Source organism: Streptomyces sp. YIM 121038 (assembly GCF_006088715.1).
Lineage (GTDB): Bacteria > Actinomycetota > Actinomycetes > Streptomycetales > Streptomycetaceae > Streptomyces.
In genome coordinates, this window is the sequence record NZ_CP030771.1 from 2,400,921 (window position 1) to 2,417,324 (window position 16,404).

A 16,404-nucleotide genomic window follows, 5' to 3' on the forward strand; every position below is an offset into this window, starting at 1 on the left:
GACTACGTCCGGGGCTCCGGCGCTCAGTACGACGTGAGGGGCTGCGTCAGCTCGTCGTAGACGCTGAGGACCTGGGTGACCGTCTCGTCCTCGGTGGGCCAGGAGGCCGCCTGGGCCGCGCCCAGGTCCCTCAGCTCCCGACGGCGCGCGTCGTCGGTGAGCAGCCGTACGACGGCGTCGGCGAGCGCCCGGACGTCGCCGTAGGGGACGAGCTCGGCGGCGTCGCCCACCAGCTCGGGGATGCCGCCCACGGCGGTCGCCACGAGCGGCACGCGCGCGTGGAGGGCCTCCTGGGCGAGCAGCGAGCGCGACTCCCAGCTGCTCGGCAGCAGCGCGAGGTCGGCCGCCGCGAGCAGTTCGGGTACGTCGTCACGCCGCCCGAGCAGGCGCGCGGGCAGCTCCTCGGCGTCGATGCGGGCCTGGAGCGCGGACCGCCGCGCGCCCTCGCCCGCGATCACGAGCAGCGGGACCGGATCGAGCCCGTTCCAGGTCCGGGCGGCGTCCAGGAGCACGTCGTGGCCGCGGTGCGCTTCGAGGGCGCCGACCGCCAGGAGCAACGGCCGGTCCACGGCACCCAGTTCGGCGCGGACCTTGTGCCGGGGCAGCTCCGGCTCGTGCTCCGGGGCCCGCGCGCCCCGGGGCGCCGGAAGCGCGACCGGCGCGAGCCGGGCGTCGCGCGCGCCCCTGCGGCGGGCGCGGTCGACCAGGTCGGACGAGGTGCCGAGGACCACGGCCGCGGCCCTGGCGACGCGCCGCTCAAGGAGGCGCAGGACCTGGGCGCGGGGACCGGACGCGTGGGCGCGGGTGTGCCAGGTGACCACGAGCGGCACCCGGCGCCCCGTCAGGGCGATGGCGGCGCGCAGCCCGGCGTGCAGCCCGTGCGCGTGCACGAGGTCGGCGTCCGCGCAGGCCGCCCTGAGCGCGGCCACCGACGCGGGGTCACTGCGGCGCGGCACCGCCAGGTGCTGGGCTCCGGTGCCCGCGAAGTCGTAGACCTCGTCGGCCTCGGCGGGGGCGCACACCGTGACGCGCACGCCCCTCGCGGCGAGGCCGGTGGCGAGCGACCGGACGTGCGCGCTGCTTCCCGCGCTGCCGCCGCCCAGGACTTGCACGGTGTGCAGCGGCGTCTGGCCCTGCGGTACAGGGGTGCTCACGTGGCTCACGTGGCCGGGACTCCTGGGTCGGGTCGGCGGGCGGCGCGCCGACGGAACGGGTGGGCGCCGGCGGTCCGGGCGGTCGGTCCCCGCCCGTCACCGCGCCAAGGATGCCAGTCCGTACGGCCGTTCCGGCACAGCCGAAAGGCCCCCTTCCGGATCGGGCCGGACAACTCCGCGTAAGGGATCACTCTCACGGATGAGCACGCGCTCGACCCGGCCCCGGCGTCCACCCACCACACGCCCCCTCCCCCGTCGGCCCCCGCATCTTCGCAAGACCGCCCCCTCGACAGGAAGCCTCTGACGAATCCGACGTGCTCGCCGGGCGTGTTGGAGGGCGGCCCCGGCGCGCGCCGGGGGCTAGCCGTCCGCCCGGGCCGCCGCGAGGAGCTCCTCCGCGTGGGCCCGTGCCGTCTCGGAGTCCTCCTGGCCCGCCAGCATCCGCGACAGCTCGCGCACCCGGTCCTCGCCCTCGAGGACCTGCACGCCGGAACGCGTCACGGACCCGTCGTGCGTCTTCTCCACCAGCAGCTGCCGGTCCGCGAACGCCGCCACCTGCGGAAGGTGGGTGACCACCACCACCTGCGCGGACTTCGCGAGCTTCGCCAGGCGCCGGCCGATCTCGACGGCGGCCTTGCCGCCGACGCCCGCGTCGACCTCGTCGAAGAGGTACGTCGGCACGGGGTCCGTCCCGGCGAAGACGACCTCCACGGCGAGCATGACGCGCGACAGCTCACCGCCGGACGCGCCCTTGGCGATGGGCCGGGGCGGCGCCCCGGGGTGGGGCGCGAGCAGCAGCTCGACCTCGTCGACGCCGGAGGGGCCGTAGGCGACGGTCCGCCCGTCGATCTCCACGCCCTCGGGGTCATCGGTCTGCCGTACGTCGATCGTCACGCGCGCGTGCGGCATCGCCAGCGAGGCCAGCTCTTCCGTGACGGCGGCCGCGAACCGCGCGGCGGTCTCGGCGCGCGCCTCGGTCAGCTCCCGCGCGAGCCCGGCGAGTTCGGTGCGCAGCGCGTCCCGCTCGGCGGTGAGGTCCTCGAGCCGGTCGTCGTCGCCCTCCAGCTCCGCGAGCCGCGCCGCCCCGGCCTCGGCCCAGGCGAGCACGGCGCCGACGTCCTCGCCGTACTTGCGCGTCAGCTGGGTGAGCGCCGCCCGCCGCTCCTCGACTGCGGCGAGCCGCAGCGGATCGGCGTCCAGGTCGTCGGCGTACCCGGCGAGCTCGCCCGCCACGTCGGCGAGCAGGATGCCGACCTCGCCGATGCGCTCGGCGAGGGCGGCGAGGGCGGAGTCGTGGGACCGCACGGTCTCCAGGACCCGGTGCGCGCCCGCGACGAGCGTGGAGGCGTCGACGCCCTCGGGGTCCTCGGGGTTGCCCGCGAGCGCCGCGTGGGCGGCGGTGGCGGCGGAGGCGAGCGCCTCGGCGTGGCCGAGCCGCTCGGCCTCGGCGGCGAGTTCGACGTCCTCTCCGGTGCGCGGCTCCACGGCGGCGATCTCGTCGAGGCCGAAGCGGAGCATGTCGGCTTCCTGGGCGCGCTCCCGCGCGCGCGTGGTGATCTCGTCCAGCTCCGCGCTGACGGCCCGCAGCCGCCGGTACGCCGCCGTGTACTTGTCCAGCGGCCCGGCGACGGCGTCCCCCGCGTACCGGTCGAGCGCGCCGCGCTGCCGGGCGGGCTTGAGCAGGCCCTGCTGGTCGCTCTGGCCGTGGACGGCGACGAGGTCGTCGGCGAGCTCGGCCAGCAGCCCGACGGGCACGGACCGGCCGCCGAGGTGGGCCCGGGAGCGCCCCTCGGCGGAGACGGTGCGGCTGATCAGGAGGGCGCCGTCGTCCAGTTCGGCCCCGGCCTCCTCGGCGCGCAGGGCCGCGGCGGCGCCCGCGGGCACGGTGACGCGCCCCTCCACCACCGCCGACTTGGCGCCGATCCGCACCAGCGCGGGGTCGGCGCGCCCGCCGAGCAGCAGCCCGAGGCTCGTGACGACCATCGTCTTGCCCGCTCCGGTCTCGCCGGTCACGGCGGTGAAGCCGGGCGACAGCTCGACCACGGCGTCGTCGATGACTCCGAGCGACCGTATCCGCATCTCCTCCAACACGGACAAGACCATACGAGGTCAGGGCGGCGGTGTGCGACGTGCCCTGGTGTCATCGCGTAGCTGTTCTGTGAAGGCGCAGGTAAGGCGTGCCGTGCCAGAGCCGCCTGTCACCCACGGGAGTGGGGATATCCCCCGGGAAATCCTGAGGCGATCTTCATGGTGGACGGTGGTCCTGACACCCCACCATGATCTGTATGAGTACGGGACTGGCACGGGCGGCGCTGCGGGCGCACCGCCCCGCGTTCATCGGCACGGCCGTGGCGGCGCTGTTCGCCGCGACGGTGGTGAGCGCTTCGACGATGGTGCTGCGCAGCACGAGCACGAGCGGGCTCCCCGCCGCGACCCGCCACCGCCTCACGGAGAGCGGCGTGGGCGAGATCGCCACGGTGCTCCTGATCGGCTCCGTCTATATGTCGATATTCGTGGTGGCGTCGACCATGGGCACGGCCGTCGTCCAGCAGCACCGCGAGCTGGCCCTGGTGCGCTCCATCGGCGCCAGGCCCCGGCAGGTCCGCCGCGCGGTGGCCGGACAGGCCCTGGCGGCCTCGATACCGGCGGCCCTGGCCGGCTTCGTCCTCGGCGGTGTGCTGGCCCGCGTGTGGTTCACGGGGATGGTGGAGCACGGCCTGGTCCCGGCCGAGGTGCCCTTCCGGTTCAGCTGGCTGGCGCTGCCGGTGTGCGTGGGCGTCGCGGTGGTCACCTCCGCGCTCGCCGCCGTGCTGTCGGCGCTGCGGTTCTCCCTGCTGCGCCCCGCCCGCGCGCTGGCCGAGGCGACGGCCGGGAGACGCGGCCTCGGCCGGCTGCGGGCCCCGCTCGGGCTGCTCGCGGTGGCCGGTGCCGTGGCCCTGTCGGTGCTGCTCTCACGGCAGGACGCGGCCGAGGCGAGCGAGGGCGCCTTCCTGGTCCTGATCCTGTTCTGCGTGGGCGCGGGGCTGCTCGGCCCACGGCTCATCGGGCCCGCGGCCTGGCTGGTGTCGGCGGCGGTCGGCCGCCTCGGCGGCGCCTCGGCCCGGCTCGCGATGGTCAACGTCCGCTCCCAGCCCCGGCGCTTCTCGGCCGCGGTGGTGCCGCTGCTGCTCGTCGTCGGCTTCGGCGTCACCAAGATCGCTATGCATACGACCGCCGAGCACCACACGGGCTCCGCGGGCACCACCGGCGAAGTCTGGATGGACTACATGGGCACGGGCCTGTACGCGGGCTTCGCCGCCATAGCCTCGGCGAACACACTGGCCATGATCTCCTTCGAGCGCCGCCGCGACCTGGCGCTGCTGCGCGTGGTCGGCTCCCAGCGCCGCCAGGTGCGGGCGATGGCGGCGTGGGAGGCCGTGGTCGTGGCCGGGACGGCGCTGCTCGTCGGCGGCGCGATAGCCCTCGCGACGCTCGCGCCGATCCTGAGTACGGCGTTCGGCTCGGCGGTGCCGTATCTGCCGGGTGCGGTCGTGGCGGGCATCGCTGCGGGCACGCTCCTGCTGACGCTGGCCGCCACCGGCCTGCCGGTCGCCTCGGTGCTGCGCCGCCGCGCGATAGCGGTGGTGAGCGGCACCTGATCCGCGGGCCCGCAGACGGAGCGCTCTTTCAGGGGCGCGGGGAGCTGCGCGACCCGTGACAACGAACCCGCGGGCGATCCACACGCCGCCCCCCCGCAGCCCCAGCGGCAGCGTCAGTGCGGCGCTCCCCGCCACCCGGACACCGGCAGGGCGAATTTGGCGACGAGCCGGTCCGTGAACGAGGCGTGGTGCAGCCGCGCGAGCCGTACGGGCACGGCCCCCCTGCGCACCTCCACCCGTGCCCCGGCGGGCAGTTCGACGGTCCGCCGCCCGTCGCACCACAGCACTCCGTGCGGCGTGTGCGGCTGCACCTCGACCGCGAGGACCGAGTCCGGCGAGGTCACCAGCGGCTTGGCGAACAGGGCGTGGGCGCTGATCGGCACCATGAGCAGCGCCTCCACCTCGGGCCACACCACGGGCCCGCCCGCCGAGAAGGCGTAGGCCGTCGAGCCGGTCGGGGTCGCGCACACGATGCCGTCGCAGCCGAAGCCGGTGACGGGACGGCCGTCGATCTCCAGGACGACCTCGAGCATCCGCTCGGCCGACATCTTCTGCACGGCGGCCTCGTTGAGGGCCCAGTCGCGGTGGACGACATCGCCGTTGCTGTGCACGACGACGTCGACGGTCATGCGCTCCTCGACCTCGTACGCCTTGGTGACGACGCGGTCGACGACCTTGTCCAGGTCGTCCCGCTCGGCCTCGGCGAGGAAGCCGACGCGGCCGAGGTTCACCCCGAGCATCGGCACACCGGAGGCGCGGGCGAACTCGGCGCCCCGCAGCAGCGTCCCGTCACCGCCGAGGACGATGAGCAGCTCGCACCCGTCGAGGCAGGCGGGCGTCGCCTCCTTGACGGTCTGCACCGAGTCCGGCAGCGGCAGGTCGGCCGCCTCCGCCTCCAGGACCCGTACGCCGAGACCGCTGCGCAGCAGCCCCTGCACGACGAGTTCGGCACTGCGGATGGCCGCGGGACGGCCGGTGTGTGCAAGGAGAAAAACAGTACGAGCTCGGCTCTGACTCAACGGGGCCCCTCCGCCACGGCACGGTCGACGTCCGCCGGGTCGAGTTCCGGCGCCCCGGCGCGCAGCCACAGAAAGTACTCGACGTTCCCGGACGGTCCCGGCAGGGGGCTCGCGGTGACGCCCCGCACCCCGAGGCCGAGTTCCTGCGCCTGCCGCGCCACGGTGCGCACCATCTCGGCCCGCAGCTCGGGCGAGCGGACCACGCCGCCGCTGCCGAGCCGCTCCTTGCCGACCTCGAACTGCGGCTTGACCATCAGGACGAGGTCCGCGTCCGGGGCCGCGCAGCGCACCAGGGCGGGCAGCACGAGCCCCAGCGGAATGAAGGAGAGATCGCCGACCACCAGGTCGACGGGGACGCCGTCGATGAGGTCGAGCGTCAACTCGCGTACGTTCGTACGGTCCTTGACGGTGACCCGGTCGTCACTCTGCAGGGACCAGGCGAGCTGGCCGTAGCCGACGTCGACGGCGACGACGTGCCCGGCGCCGGAGCGCAGCAGCACATCGGTGAAGCCGCCGGTGGAGGCGCCCGCGTCGAGGGCGCGCCGGCCCTTCACCACGAGGCCCTCGGGGACGAAGGCCTTCAGGGCGCCGGCGAGCTTGTGGCCGCCGCGCGAGACGTAGTCGGGGTCGCCGTCGTCCTGGGCGACGACGATCGCGGCGGCCGTCTCCACCTGGGTCGCGGGCTTGGTCGCGACGGTCTTGCCGACGGTCACGCGACCGGCGGCGATCAGCTGGCTCGCGTGCTCGCGCGAGCGCGCGAGCTTCCGGCGCACCAGCTCGGCGTCGAGGCGGCGGCGTGCCACTCCTGCCACGTTCGGTTCAGCTCCTGTTGTCGTTCGTGGTCGGTGCCCCTGAGGGGGCCGGGGGCCCGGGGCGTGCGTCCAGCGCGGTCAGCGCGTCGCGCAGGCCCCGGTGCACATCCTCGTACACCTCGATGTGGCCGTCCGTGGCGAGGTGGTCGGCGTCGCCGAGCCGGTCGAGTCCGGCGTCCACGGCGGCGTTGCCGGTGGGGGTGCGGGGCACGCCGAGGGGGGCGGGTGCGGCCGGGTCGACGGGCTCGGCGAGGGCCTCCCCCGCCGCGTCCGCCAGCTGCGGAACGGACACGTCCGCCTCTGTGACCTCGGGCTCGGGGCCCGGCGTCGAGTCGCTCATGCCCCGACGCTACCTCGAAGCCCTGCGGTACTGTCGATCACGATGGCGACCATGGCGGAGTGCCGCAGCGCACTGGACGAGCTGTCGGCGAGCCTGGCGGCGGCCGACGGCGACGTTCGCGGTGCGGCGGCGCTCGACCGCTCGCTGAGCTGCCACATCAAGGATCTGGACGCCACCTTCACCGGCCGTCTGGAGAACGGCCGGATCGAGGTGTCGGGCCACCACCCGGGTCCGCCGCGCGAGCGGGCCGAGGTCCGGCTCGCCCTGACGGGCGACGACCTGGTGGCGCTGGTGTCCGGTCGCCTGGACTTCGCCAAGGCCTGGGCCGCGGGCCGCGTCCGCCTCGAAGCGGGCTTCCGCGATCTGCTGCGCCTCAGGAAGCTGCTGTAGCCACCGCGGTCCTGCGCGCCCGCCGGGCCGCGGGCACCACCAGCGGCGTCCCGGTCTCGGGGTCGTCGATGACCTGGCAGGACAGCCCGAAGGCCGCCTCGACGAGATCCGCCGTGACGATGTCGCGGGGCGCGCCCTGCGCGATGACCTTGCCGTCGCGCAGCGCGATGAGGTGCGTGGCGTACCGGGCGGCGTGGTTGAGGTCGTGCAGCACGGCGACGAGCGTGCGGCCCTGCTCCTCGTGGAGCTCGGCGCACAGGTCGAGTACGTCGATCTGGTGCTGGATGTCGAGGAAGGTGGTGGGCTCGTCGAGCAGCAGCAGCGGCGTCTGCTGGGCGAGCGCCATCGCGATCCACACGCGCTGGCGCTGGCCGCCGGAGAGCTCGTCGACGTACCGCTCGGCGAGCTCGGCGACGCCGGTGGACTCCATCGACTCCCGCACGATCCGCTCGTCGTCGGCCGACCACTGGCGCAGCAGCCCCTGGTGCGGGTAGCGGCCGCGTGCCACCAGGTCGCCCACGGTGATCCCGTCGGGCGCGATCGAGGACTGCGGGAGCAGCCCCAGGGTGCGCGCGACCTTCTTGGCGGGCATCGAGTGGATGACGTCGCCGTCCAGGAGCACCCGCCCGGCCGACGGCTTGAGCATCCGGGACAGGGCGCGCAGGAGCGTGGACTTGCCGCAGGCGTTCGGGCCGACGATGACCGTGAAGGAGTTGTCGGGGATCTCGACGGAGAGCCCCTCCGCGATGACGCGCTGGTCGTAGCCGAGGGTCACGTCGTCGGCGATGAGCCGGTTCACTGGGCACGCTCCTGGTCGTGTGCTTCTTCGTACGAGGGGGTGGTGCGCGGGCCGGTTCGCGCCCCGTCGCGCGCGGTGCCGCTCTTCCCGGTTCCGTCGCGCGCGGTGCCGCTCTTCCCGGCTTCGCCGCGCGCGGTACGGCTCCGCGCGGGCCCGCCGCGCGTACGGCTCCGCCCGGTTCCGCCGCGCGCCGTGCGGCTCATATGCGCCCCGCCTTGCGCTCGGTGGCGAGGAGCCACAGCAGATAGACGCCGCCGAGGACGCCCGTGACGACGCCGACGGGCAGCTGGTCGGCGCCGAACGCCCGCTGCGAGGCCCAGTCGGCGACGATCAGCAGGGTGGCGCCCATGCACATCGACGGCAGCAGGTTCGGCCCCGGCGAGCGGGTGAGGCGGCGGGCGAGCTGCGGCGCGGTCAGGGCGACGAAGCTGACGGGCCCGGCGGCGGCCGTCGCGGCGGCGGTGAGCAGCACGGCGGAGCCCATCAGGGCGATGCGGGTGCGCTCGACGGGCACGCCGAGCGCGTACGCGACGTCGTCGCCCATCTCCAGCATCCGCAGCGGCCGCGCGTGCGCGACGACGATCGGCAGCAGCACGACGCACAGCCAGAACAGGGGCCACACCTGCTCCCAGTCGCGGCCGTCGAGCGAGCCGGTCATCCACACGACGGCGCGCGCGGCGTCGACGAAGTCGGCCTTGGTGAGCAGATAGCCGTTCACGGCGACGGCGAGGGCGTTCATGCCGATGCCGACGAGGACGAACCGGTAGCCGTGCACGCCCCGCTTCCAGGCGAGCAGATACATCGCGGCGCCGGTGACGATGCCGCCGACGAGCGCTCCGGCCGCGACCTGGGCCGCACCGCCGGAGAAGACGACGATCACCAGGAGCGCGCCCGCGGTCGCGCCCTGCCCGAGGCCGAGCACGTCCGGGCTGCCCAGCGGGTTGCGGGAGATGGACTGGAACAGGGCGCCGCCGAGCCCGAGGGACGCGCCCACCAGCAGGCCGACGAGGACCCGCGGCAGCCGCAGGTCGTTGATGATGAACTCCTGCCCGGCGTCACCGTTGCCGAGCAGCGTGCGGATGACGTCGGCGGCCGGGATGGGGAAGTCGCCGGTGCCGATCAGCACGACGCTCGCGGCGAGCCCGGCGGCCACGAGCGCCGCCACGACCACGGCCGTGCGGACGTCGAGGCGGACGGAGAGCCCGCCCTTGGTGCGTATCGCCTTCACAGCTGGGCCATCCTCTGCCGTCGTACCAGGAAGATGAAGACCGGGGCGCCGATGGCCGCGGTGACGACGCCGACCTGGAGCTCCGCGGGGCGCGACACCACGCGGCCGAGCACGTCCGCGCCGAGCAGCAGCACGGGCGAGAGGAGCGCCGCGTACGGCATGATCCAGCGCATGTCGGGCCCGGTGAAGGAGCGCACGACGTGCGGCACCATCAGGCCGACGAACATGATGGGCCCGCAGGCGGCGGTGGCGGCCCCGCACAGCAGCGTCGCGGCGGCCATGGAGAGCGCGCGGGTCCGGTTCAGCCGGGCGCCGAGGGCACGGGCGGTGTCGTCGCCCATGCCGAGCGCGTTCAGGGGCCGGGCGAGGCCGAGCGCGATGAGGGTGCCGAGGACGAGGAACGGCAGGACCTGCTGGATGGTCTCCGTCTTGGCCGAGGCGAGCGAGCCCACGGTCCAGAAGCGCATCTTGTCGAGCGCGGTGTTGTCGGTGATCATCACGGCCTGCAGATAGCCGGTGAGCGCCGCGGTCAGGGCCGTGCCGGCGAGCGCGAGCCGCACGGGCGTGGCGTTGCGGGTGCCGCCGAGCATGTACACGAGTACACCGACGATCGCGGACCCCGCGAAGGCGAACCACACATAGCCGCTCAGCGAGGTGACGCCGAAGAAGCTGATGGCGGTGACGACGGCGGCCGAGGCGCCCATGTTGATGCCGAGGAGTCCCGGGTCGGCCAGCGGGTTGCGGGTCAGGGCCTGCAGGACGGCGCCGGAGAGGCCGAGGGCGACCCCGACGAGCACCCCGAGCAGCGTCCGCGAGACCCGCTCGCCGACGACCACGTCGGCGTACGTCCCCGAGTCCTGGAAGAGACCGTGCCAGACCTGGCCCATGGACAGCGGTTTGGCTCCGACGGCGATGCTGGCGAACACGACGGCCAGCAGCAGGACGGCGGAGAGGAGCAGCCCGACGCCGCGCAGCGCGCGGCGGTTGGGCGGCGCGGCCGGGGATTCCGCGCGGGGTTCGGGGGGACTGTCGACCAACACGAGGTTAGGTTAGCCTACCCTCCCATTGGCCCCCTGCTGGCTCGATGAGAGAAGAACCACGCATGCCCCGGTCCCCTCGCGCCCTCCGGCCCGCCGCCCCCTCCCGGCGCGCACTGCTGTCCGCGGGCGCCGCCCTCGGCCTCGGGGGCCTGCTCACCGCCTGCGGCAGCGACGACGGCGAGCCGTCGCGGAGCACCGGCGGGGGCTGGAGCTTCACGGACGACCGCTCCGAGGTCGTCAGGACCGACGCCGTGCCCGAGACCATCGTGGCGTTCATCAGCACCGCCGCCGCCCTGCACGACTACGGCGTCGAGTGCACCGGCGTCTTCGGCCCGTCCCGTCCCGTCGACGCAAGCCCGACCCGCAGGCGGGCGACCTCGACGTCAGCAAGCTGACCAGCCTCGGCGAATCCTGGGGCCGGTTCAACGTGGAGAAGTACGCGGCCCTGCGGCCGGACGTGCTGATCAGCAACATGTTCCCGCCGCCCGCCCTGTGGTTCGTCCCCGAGGAGAGCGGCAAGAAGATCGCCTCCCTCGCGCCCACCATCGGCATCAACGGCGCCCGCGTCTCCCTGCTCGAACCGCTCCGGCGCTACGCCGAGCTGGCCGCGGCACTCGGCGGCGACCTGGAGTCGGCGAAGGCGCGGGCCGCCAAGTCCCGCTTCCAGAAGGCCGAACGGACCCTGCGCAAGGCCGCGGCGGCCAACCGCGGCCTGAGGGTCCTCGCCATGACCGGGGACGCCGACCAGATGTACGTCGCCGTCCCCGACTCCTACTGCGACCTGAACTACTTCAAGGACCTCGGCGTGGAGTTCGTCGAGGGCAAGAAGAGCGACGAGTGGGGCTTCTGGGAGTTCCTCAGCTGGGAGAACGCGAACAAGTACCACGCCGACCTCATCATGGTCGACAACCGCTCCACCGCCCTGTCGCCCGGGGAACTCGCGAGGAAGCCCACCTGGACGAAGCTCCCCGCGGTGAAGGCGGGCCAGACCGTCCCGTGGTCCATGGAGGAGCGCTACAGCTACGCGGGCTACGCCCCGGTCCTGGAACGCCTGGCCGAGGCCGTCACCCAGTCCGGGAAGCTCGCGCCCTGAAGACCGGGGCGGCCCCGGGAAGGGCGCCCTTCACAGCCCGAGCCGGGCCAGCGCCTTCTCCCCGTCGAGCCCGCACACCCCGTCCCCCGCTTCGCTCCAGGCCACCGCGCACAGCGCCCGCAGCCCGTCGAGCGCGGCGCCTTCGCCCTCGAGGGCCAGCGCGTCCCCGCGCGCGGAAGCGCTCCAGCCCCCGCACGCGAACCCGCCCTCGACGGCCTCCACTTCGGGCTGCCCGCCCAGCAGCCCCCGCAGATCGGCGTCGACGTACGTCGGCCGGTGCTCGGGCCGCGCACCGAGCAGTGCCGCCCCGTCCGTCACGCCGGTGAGGACGAGCAGCGAGTCCACACCGCCGTTGAACGCCCCCTCGATGTCCGTGTCGAGCCGGTCGCCCACCACCAGCGGCCGCTCCGCCCCGGTCCGCAGGATCGTCTCCCGGTGCATGGGAGGCAGCGGCTTCCCGGCCACCTGCGGCTCCGCTCCCGTGGCGATGCGGACCACCTCCACGGCCGCGCCGTTCCCCGGCGCGATGCCCCGGGCTCCGGGGATCGTCAGGTCCGTGTTGGAGGCGAACCACGGCACCCCGCGCGCGATCGCGTAACAGGCCTCCGCGAACCGCCCCCACGGCAGCTCGGGCCCGCCGAACCCCTGCACCACCGCCGCCGGCGAGTCGTCCGCCGACTCCACCGGCTCCAGGCCGCGCTCACGCAGAGCGACCCTCAGGCCCTCCCCGCCGACCACCAACACCCTTGCCCCGGTGGGCAGTTGGTCACTCATCAGCCGCGCCACGGCCTGCGCCGAGGTGATCACGTCCGTCGGCTCGGCGGGGATGCCGAGCTCGGTCAGGTGCTCCGCCACCGCTTCCGGGGTGCGCAGCGCGTTGTTCGTCACGTACGCGAGATGCATGCCGCCTGAGCGGGCCGTTTCGAGCGACTCCACGGCGTGCGCGATCGCGTGCCCGCCCGCGTACACCACCCCGTCCAGGTCGAGCAGTGCCGTGTCGTACGCCTCGCTCAGCGCACGCGCGCTGCCCGCGGGCCGGGTCCGGACGCTCTGACCGCCGGTCTGGCTCATTACGTATCGCTCCTCGTGAGATCCACTACACCGATCATCGCGCATGCCACTGACACACTTACGATGCACTAATGAACACAGTGGGTCACACGGACGTCCAAGGCCTCGACCTGATTCCGTTCCGCGGCGTGCGCTACGACCCGCAGCAGGTCGGCAGTCTCGCCGCCGTGACCTCACCTCCGTACGACGTGGTGGTACGGCCCGACGGGCTCCTGGAGTTGGAGTCCTCCGACCCGCACAACATCGTCCGTCTCATCCTGCCGCAGGCCACCACCCAGGCCGCACGCGACCAGCAGGCCGCGGACACCCTGCACGACTGGCTGAGCGAGGGCGTCCTCGCCCCGGACGCGCTGCCCAGCCTGTACGTGTACGAGCAGCACGACGGCGACATCCTGCAGCGCGGCATCATCGGCGCCCTGCGCCTGTCCGAGCCCTCGCAAGGCGTCGTCCTGCCGCACGAGGACGTCATGCCGCACGTGATCGACGACCGCGCCGCCCTGATGCGCGCGACGGCGGCGAACCTCGAACCGCTGCTCCTGACCTATCGCGGCGGCGCCACCCCGGGCGGTGCCGCCACCGCCATAGACCGCGCCATACTCCACAAGCCGTTGCTCTCGACGACCACGGAGGACGGTTTCAGCCACCGCCTGTGGGCGGTGACCGACCCGGCCGAGATCGCCGCGATCCAGTCAGATCTGGCCCGCCACCAGGCCCTGATCGCCGACGGCCACCACCGCTGGGCCACCTATCTGCGGCTGCGCGGCGAGCACGGCTCGCCGAGCCCGTGGGACTTCGGTCTGGTCCTGCTCGTGGACACCCTCCGCTATCCGCTGCGGGTCCGCGCCATCCACCGCTACCTCCACCGCCTCCCGGTCGCCGACGCCCTGGCGGCCCTGGACGGCTCGTTCCGGGTACGCACGCTGGAGTGCCCGCTCGGCCAGGCCCTGGACGCCCTCGCGGACGCCGTCTCGGAGGGCAACGCCTTCCTCCTGGCGGGCGACGGCACGTACCACCTGATCGACCGCCCCTCCCCGGACCTGATCGCCCGGACGGTCCCCCTCGGCCGTCCGGAGGCGTGGCGCACCCTCGACGCGACGGTCCTGCACGCCACGCTCCTGGACCACATCTGGCGCATCCCGGACGCGCCCGAGCACATCGCGTACATCCACCACACGGAGGCCACGGTCGAGAAGGCCGAGCGCGAGGGCGGCACGGCCGTCCTCATGCACCCGGTCCGTGAGGAGGTCGTCCGCGACCTGGCCCGGCAGGGCGTCACGATGCCCCGCAAGTCGACGTCGTTCGGCCCGAAGCCCGCGACGGGCGTGGTCCTGCGCGACCTGGCGTTCTAGCCGGGCGTCGGCGGACACTGCGGCGGTCCACCGACGCGTCTGTACGTGTCTTGTACGTCTTGTCATGCGTTACGCCGCAGGGGCGGCCCTCCGTGTGGAGGGCCGCCCCTGTTGCTCACTGCTCTTGCTGCTCTTGCCGCTCTTGCTGTTCTTGGACGTCAGTCCTCGTTCCGCTCCGGGGTCTCGGCGTCGGCCTCGGTGTCGGTGTCGGTGGCGGCCTCGGCGGGGGCCTGCGGCTCGTCGCCGTCCGCCGCCGGCTGCTCGGGGGCTTCGCCTTCCGTCACGAGGGCGTCGACGAACTCGACGCCGTCCAGCTCGGCGAGCCGGTCGGAGGCGTCCGTGCTGCCGTCCTTGTCGGACTCGACGGCCTTGGCGAACCATTCGCGCGCCTCGTCCTCGCGCCCGGCGGCCAGCAGCGCGTCGGCGTACGCGTACCGCAGCCGCGCGGTCCAGGGCTGCACCGAGTTGGAGGCCAGCTCGGGGCTCTGCAGCGTCACGATCGCCGCGTCGAGCTGCCCCATGTCACGCCGGGCTCCGGCGGCCACGAGGCGCATCTCGACCTGCCCGGCCTTGTCCAGCTTGTGCACCTCGGGCGCACCGGCCATCTCCAGGGCCTTCTCCGGCCGGCCGAGGCCGCGCTCGCAGTCGGCCATGACCGGCCACAGCTCCACGTTGCCGGTCATCCGCCGGGCGGTGCGGAACTCCGCCAGCGCCTCGCTGTACTTCTGGTTCGCGTACGCGGCGAAGCCCGCGGCCTCGCGTACGGCCGCGACGCGCGAGGCGAGCCGCAGGGCGACCTTCGCGTAGCCGTAGGCCTGCTCGGGGTCCTCGTCGATGAGCCTGGCGACCATCACCAGGTTCTTGGCGACGTCGTCGGCGAGCCCCTTCGGCATGCTCTGGAGCTCCTGCCGCACGTCCTTGTCGATCTCCTCGCCAGTGACGTCCTCGGGGATCGGCAGCCGCTTGACCGGCTCGCGGTCACCGCGGTCGTCGCGCCGGTCGTCACGGCGGAAGCCGCCGCGGTCGCCCCGGTCGTCGCGGCCACGGAAACCGCCGCCGCCCGGCCGTCCCCGGCCGTCGTCGCGCCGGGGCCCGTTCCCACGGAAGCCGCCGCGGTTGTCGTCGCGGCGGAAACCGCCGCGGTCACCGCGGTCGCGGTCGTCGCGACGGTCGTCGCGCCGGTCATCGCGGCGATCGTCCCTGCGGTCGTCACGCCGGTCGTCACGTCGGAAGGCCGGACGGTCGCCGTCGCGGCGGAAGCCGCCACGGTCGCCACGGTCGCGGTCGTCGCGCCGGTCGTCGCGACGGAAGCCACCGCGATCGTCCTGGCGGAAGCCACCGCGCTCACCGCGCTCGCGGTCGTCACGACGGTCATCGCGACGGAAGCCGCCACGGTCACCGCGGTCGCGGTCGTCACGACGGTCATCCCGGCGGTCGTCGCGCCGGTCGTCGCGGCCACGGAAGCCACCACGGTTGTCATCGCGGCGGAAACCGCCACGGTCGCCACGGTCATCGCGGCGGTCGTCGCGACGGAAGGCCGGACGGTCACCGTCACGACGGAACCCACGGTCCCGGTCGCCACCACGGCTGTCATCACGGCGGAAACCGCCACGGTCGCCACGGTCATCGCGGCGGTCATCTCGGCGGAAGGCCGGACGGTCGCCGTCGCGGCGGAAGCCGCCACGGTCACCGCGGTCGCGGTCGTCGCGCCGGTCGTCGCGACGGAAGCCACCGCGATCGTCCTGGCGGAAGCCACCGCGCTCACCGCGCTCGCGGTCGTCGCGGCCACGGAAGCCACCACGGTTGTCGCCACGGTTGTCGTCACGGCGGAAGCCGCCACGGTCGCCACGGTCATCGCGGCGGTCATCGCGACGGAAGGCCGGACGGTCACCATCACGACGGAACCCACGGTCCCGGTCGCCACCACGGCTGTCATCGCGACGGAAACCGCCACGGTCACCGCGGTCGCGGTCGTCACGGCGGTCATCCCGGCGGTCGTCGCGCCGGTCGTCGCGGCCACGGAAGCCACCACGGTTGTCGTCACGGCGGAAGCCACCGCGGTCGCCACGGTCATCGCGGCGGTCATCGCGACGGAAGGCCGGACGGTCGTTGTCGCGACGCGGTCCGCTTCGGTAGCCGCCCCGGTCGCCACCGTCCCGGCGGCGCTGCTCGCGCTCCGGTCGCTCGTCGGGAGAGTTGGTGGACATCGGTGACTCCTAGTCTTCGGTACCGCAGTCATTCTGACGCAGCCGCGTAGTCTGCGCCCTTCGGCAAAAACAAAAAGGACCCTTGGTCCCAGCGTGAACGCTGGGACCAAGGGTCCTCCAAAAATTGTTCGGCGGCGTCCTACTCTCCCACAGGGTCCCCCCTGCAGTACCATCGGCGCTGTAAGGCTTAGCTTCCGGGTTCGGAATGTAACCGGGCGTTTCCCTCACGCTATGACCACCGAAACCCTATGAATTCCCGCCGCG

14 protein-coding genes, 1 rRNA gene and 1 pseudogene are annotated in these 16,404 nt (G+C 73.8%); 4 read left to right on the forward strand and 12 right to left on the reverse strand.

Annotated features, from left to right (window positions below; translation table 11 throughout):
• Positions 1 to 23 precede the first annotated feature (23 nt).
• Positions 24 to 1,163 (reverse strand): glycosyltransferase family 4 protein, encoded by a 1,140-nt coding sequence (locus tag C9F11_RS09770; RefSeq protein ID WP_138958894.1) that lies wholly within the window; start codon positions 1,161 to 1,163, stop codon positions 24 to 26.
• A gap of 351 nt (positions 1,164 to 1,514) precedes the next feature.
• Entirely contained in the window at positions 1,515 to 3,257 is a 1,743-nt protein-coding gene (gene recN, locus C9F11_RS09780) for a DNA repair protein RecN (RefSeq protein WP_138958896.1), read from the reverse strand.
• A 182-nt stretch (positions 3,258 to 3,439) separates the two neighbouring features.
• On the opposite strand from recN, the gene C9F11_RS09785 reads away from it, so the two are divergent.
• Positions 3,440 to 4,792 carry an FtsX-like permease family protein gene (locus C9F11_RS09785; RefSeq protein ID WP_249401662.1) on the forward strand — a complete coding sequence of 451 codons (1,353 nt, stop codon included), beginning with the start codon at positions 3,440 to 3,442 and terminating at the stop codon, positions 4,790 to 4,792.
• Between the two features lie 113 nt (positions 4,793 to 4,905).
• On the opposite strand, the gene C9F11_RS09790 is transcribed toward C9F11_RS09785, so the two are convergent.
• The 3 genes from C9F11_RS09790 to C9F11_RS09800 are packed head-to-tail and all read right to left on the reverse strand — an operon-like array spanning position 4,906 to position 6,963.
• Complete coding sequence (locus C9F11_RS09790; protein WP_138958898.1) at positions 4,906 to 5,811, reverse strand: NAD kinase; 906 nt, start codon at positions 5,809 to 5,811, stop codon at positions 4,906 to 4,908.
• Positions 5,808 to 6,623, reverse strand: coding sequence for a TlyA family RNA methyltransferase (locus C9F11_RS09795; RefSeq protein WP_138958899.1), 816 nt, complete (start codon positions 6,621 to 6,623; stop codon positions 5,808 to 5,810). The genes C9F11_RS09790 and C9F11_RS09795 overlap by 4 nt, the downstream gene beginning before the upstream one ends.
• 7 nt (positions 6,624 to 6,630) lie before the next feature.
• The gene (locus C9F11_RS09800; protein WP_138958900.1) at positions 6,631 to 6,963 is read right to left on the reverse strand and encodes a hypothetical protein; all 333 of its coding nucleotides are present in this window, start codon (positions 6,961 to 6,963) and stop codon (positions 6,631 to 6,633) included.
• Positions 6,964 to 7,005: 42 nt separating this feature from the next.
• Here C9F11_RS09800 and C9F11_RS09805 point away from each other — a divergent pair, with 42 nt between their 5' ends.
• Positions 7,006 to 7,353, forward strand: coding sequence for an SCP2 sterol-binding domain-containing protein (locus C9F11_RS09805; protein WP_138958901.1), 348 nt, complete (start codon positions 7,006 to 7,008; stop codon positions 7,351 to 7,353).
• Here C9F11_RS09805 and C9F11_RS09810 read toward each other — a convergent pair.
• The 3 genes from C9F11_RS09810 to C9F11_RS09820 form a co-directional block, all read right to left on the reverse strand.
• Positions 7,337 to 8,152, reverse strand: a complete 816-nt coding sequence (locus C9F11_RS09810) for an ABC transporter ATP-binding protein (protein WP_138958902.1) — start codon at positions 8,150 to 8,152, stop codon at positions 7,337 to 7,339. The genes C9F11_RS09805 and C9F11_RS09810 overlap by 17 nt on opposite strands.
• 199 nt (positions 8,153 to 8,351) lie before the next feature.
• A complete protein-coding gene (locus C9F11_RS09815) occupies positions 8,352 to 9,380 on the reverse strand; it encodes an iron chelate uptake ABC transporter family permease subunit (RefSeq protein WP_138958903.1) in 1,029 nt (342 codons plus the stop codon).
• On the reverse strand, positions 9,377 to 10,420 hold the full coding sequence (locus C9F11_RS09820) for an iron chelate uptake ABC transporter family permease subunit (protein ID WP_138958904.1): 1,044 nt from the start codon (positions 10,418 to 10,420) through the stop codon (positions 9,377 to 9,379). Before C9F11_RS09820 ends, C9F11_RS09815 begins: the two co-directional genes overlap by 4 nt.
• A gap of 62 nt (positions 10,421 to 10,482) precedes the next feature.
• Between C9F11_RS09820 and C9F11_RS09825 the strand changes: the two are divergent.
• A pseudogene (locus tag C9F11_RS09825) lies at positions 10,483 to 11,513 on the forward strand (ABC transporter substrate-binding protein).
• A gap of 30 nt (positions 11,514 to 11,543) precedes the next feature.
• Here C9F11_RS09825 and C9F11_RS09830 read toward each other — a convergent pair.
• Positions 11,544 to 12,584 carry an HAD-IIA family hydrolase gene (locus tag C9F11_RS09830; RefSeq protein ID WP_138958905.1) on the reverse strand — a complete coding sequence of 347 codons (1,041 nt, stop codon included), beginning with the start codon at positions 12,582 to 12,584 and terminating at the stop codon, positions 11,544 to 11,546.
• Between the two features lie 71 nt (positions 12,585 to 12,655).
• Here C9F11_RS09830 and C9F11_RS09835 point away from each other — a divergent pair, with 71 nt between their 5' ends.
• Positions 12,656 to 13,933 carry a DUF1015 domain-containing protein gene (locus C9F11_RS09835; protein ID WP_138958906.1) on the forward strand — a complete coding sequence of 426 codons (1,278 nt, stop codon included), beginning with the start codon at positions 12,656 to 12,658 and terminating at the stop codon, positions 13,931 to 13,933.
• Positions 13,934 to 14,091: 158 nt separating this feature from the next.
• Here the strand turns inward: C9F11_RS09835 and C9F11_RS48110 are convergent, their stop codons facing one another.
• The 3 genes from C9F11_RS48110 to rrf all read right to left on the reverse strand — a co-directional run bounded on the left by C9F11_RS48110 (position 14,092) and on the right by rrf (position 16,383).
• Entirely contained in the window at positions 14,092 to 14,847 is a 756-nt protein-coding gene (locus tag C9F11_RS48110) for a tetratricopeptide repeat protein (protein WP_346347238.1), read from the reverse strand.
• Positions 14,784 to 16,019 (reverse strand): hypothetical protein, encoded by a 1,236-nt coding sequence (locus C9F11_RS49915; protein WP_346347240.1) that lies wholly within the window; start codon positions 16,017 to 16,019, stop codon positions 14,784 to 14,786. Before C9F11_RS49915 ends, C9F11_RS48110 begins: the two co-directional genes overlap by 64 nt.
• Before the next feature lie 247 nt (positions 16,020 to 16,266).
• Positions 16,267 to 16,383 (reverse strand): 5S ribosomal RNA (gene rrf, locus C9F11_RS09845).
• Between the last annotated feature and the right edge of the window lie 21 nt (positions 16,384 to 16,404).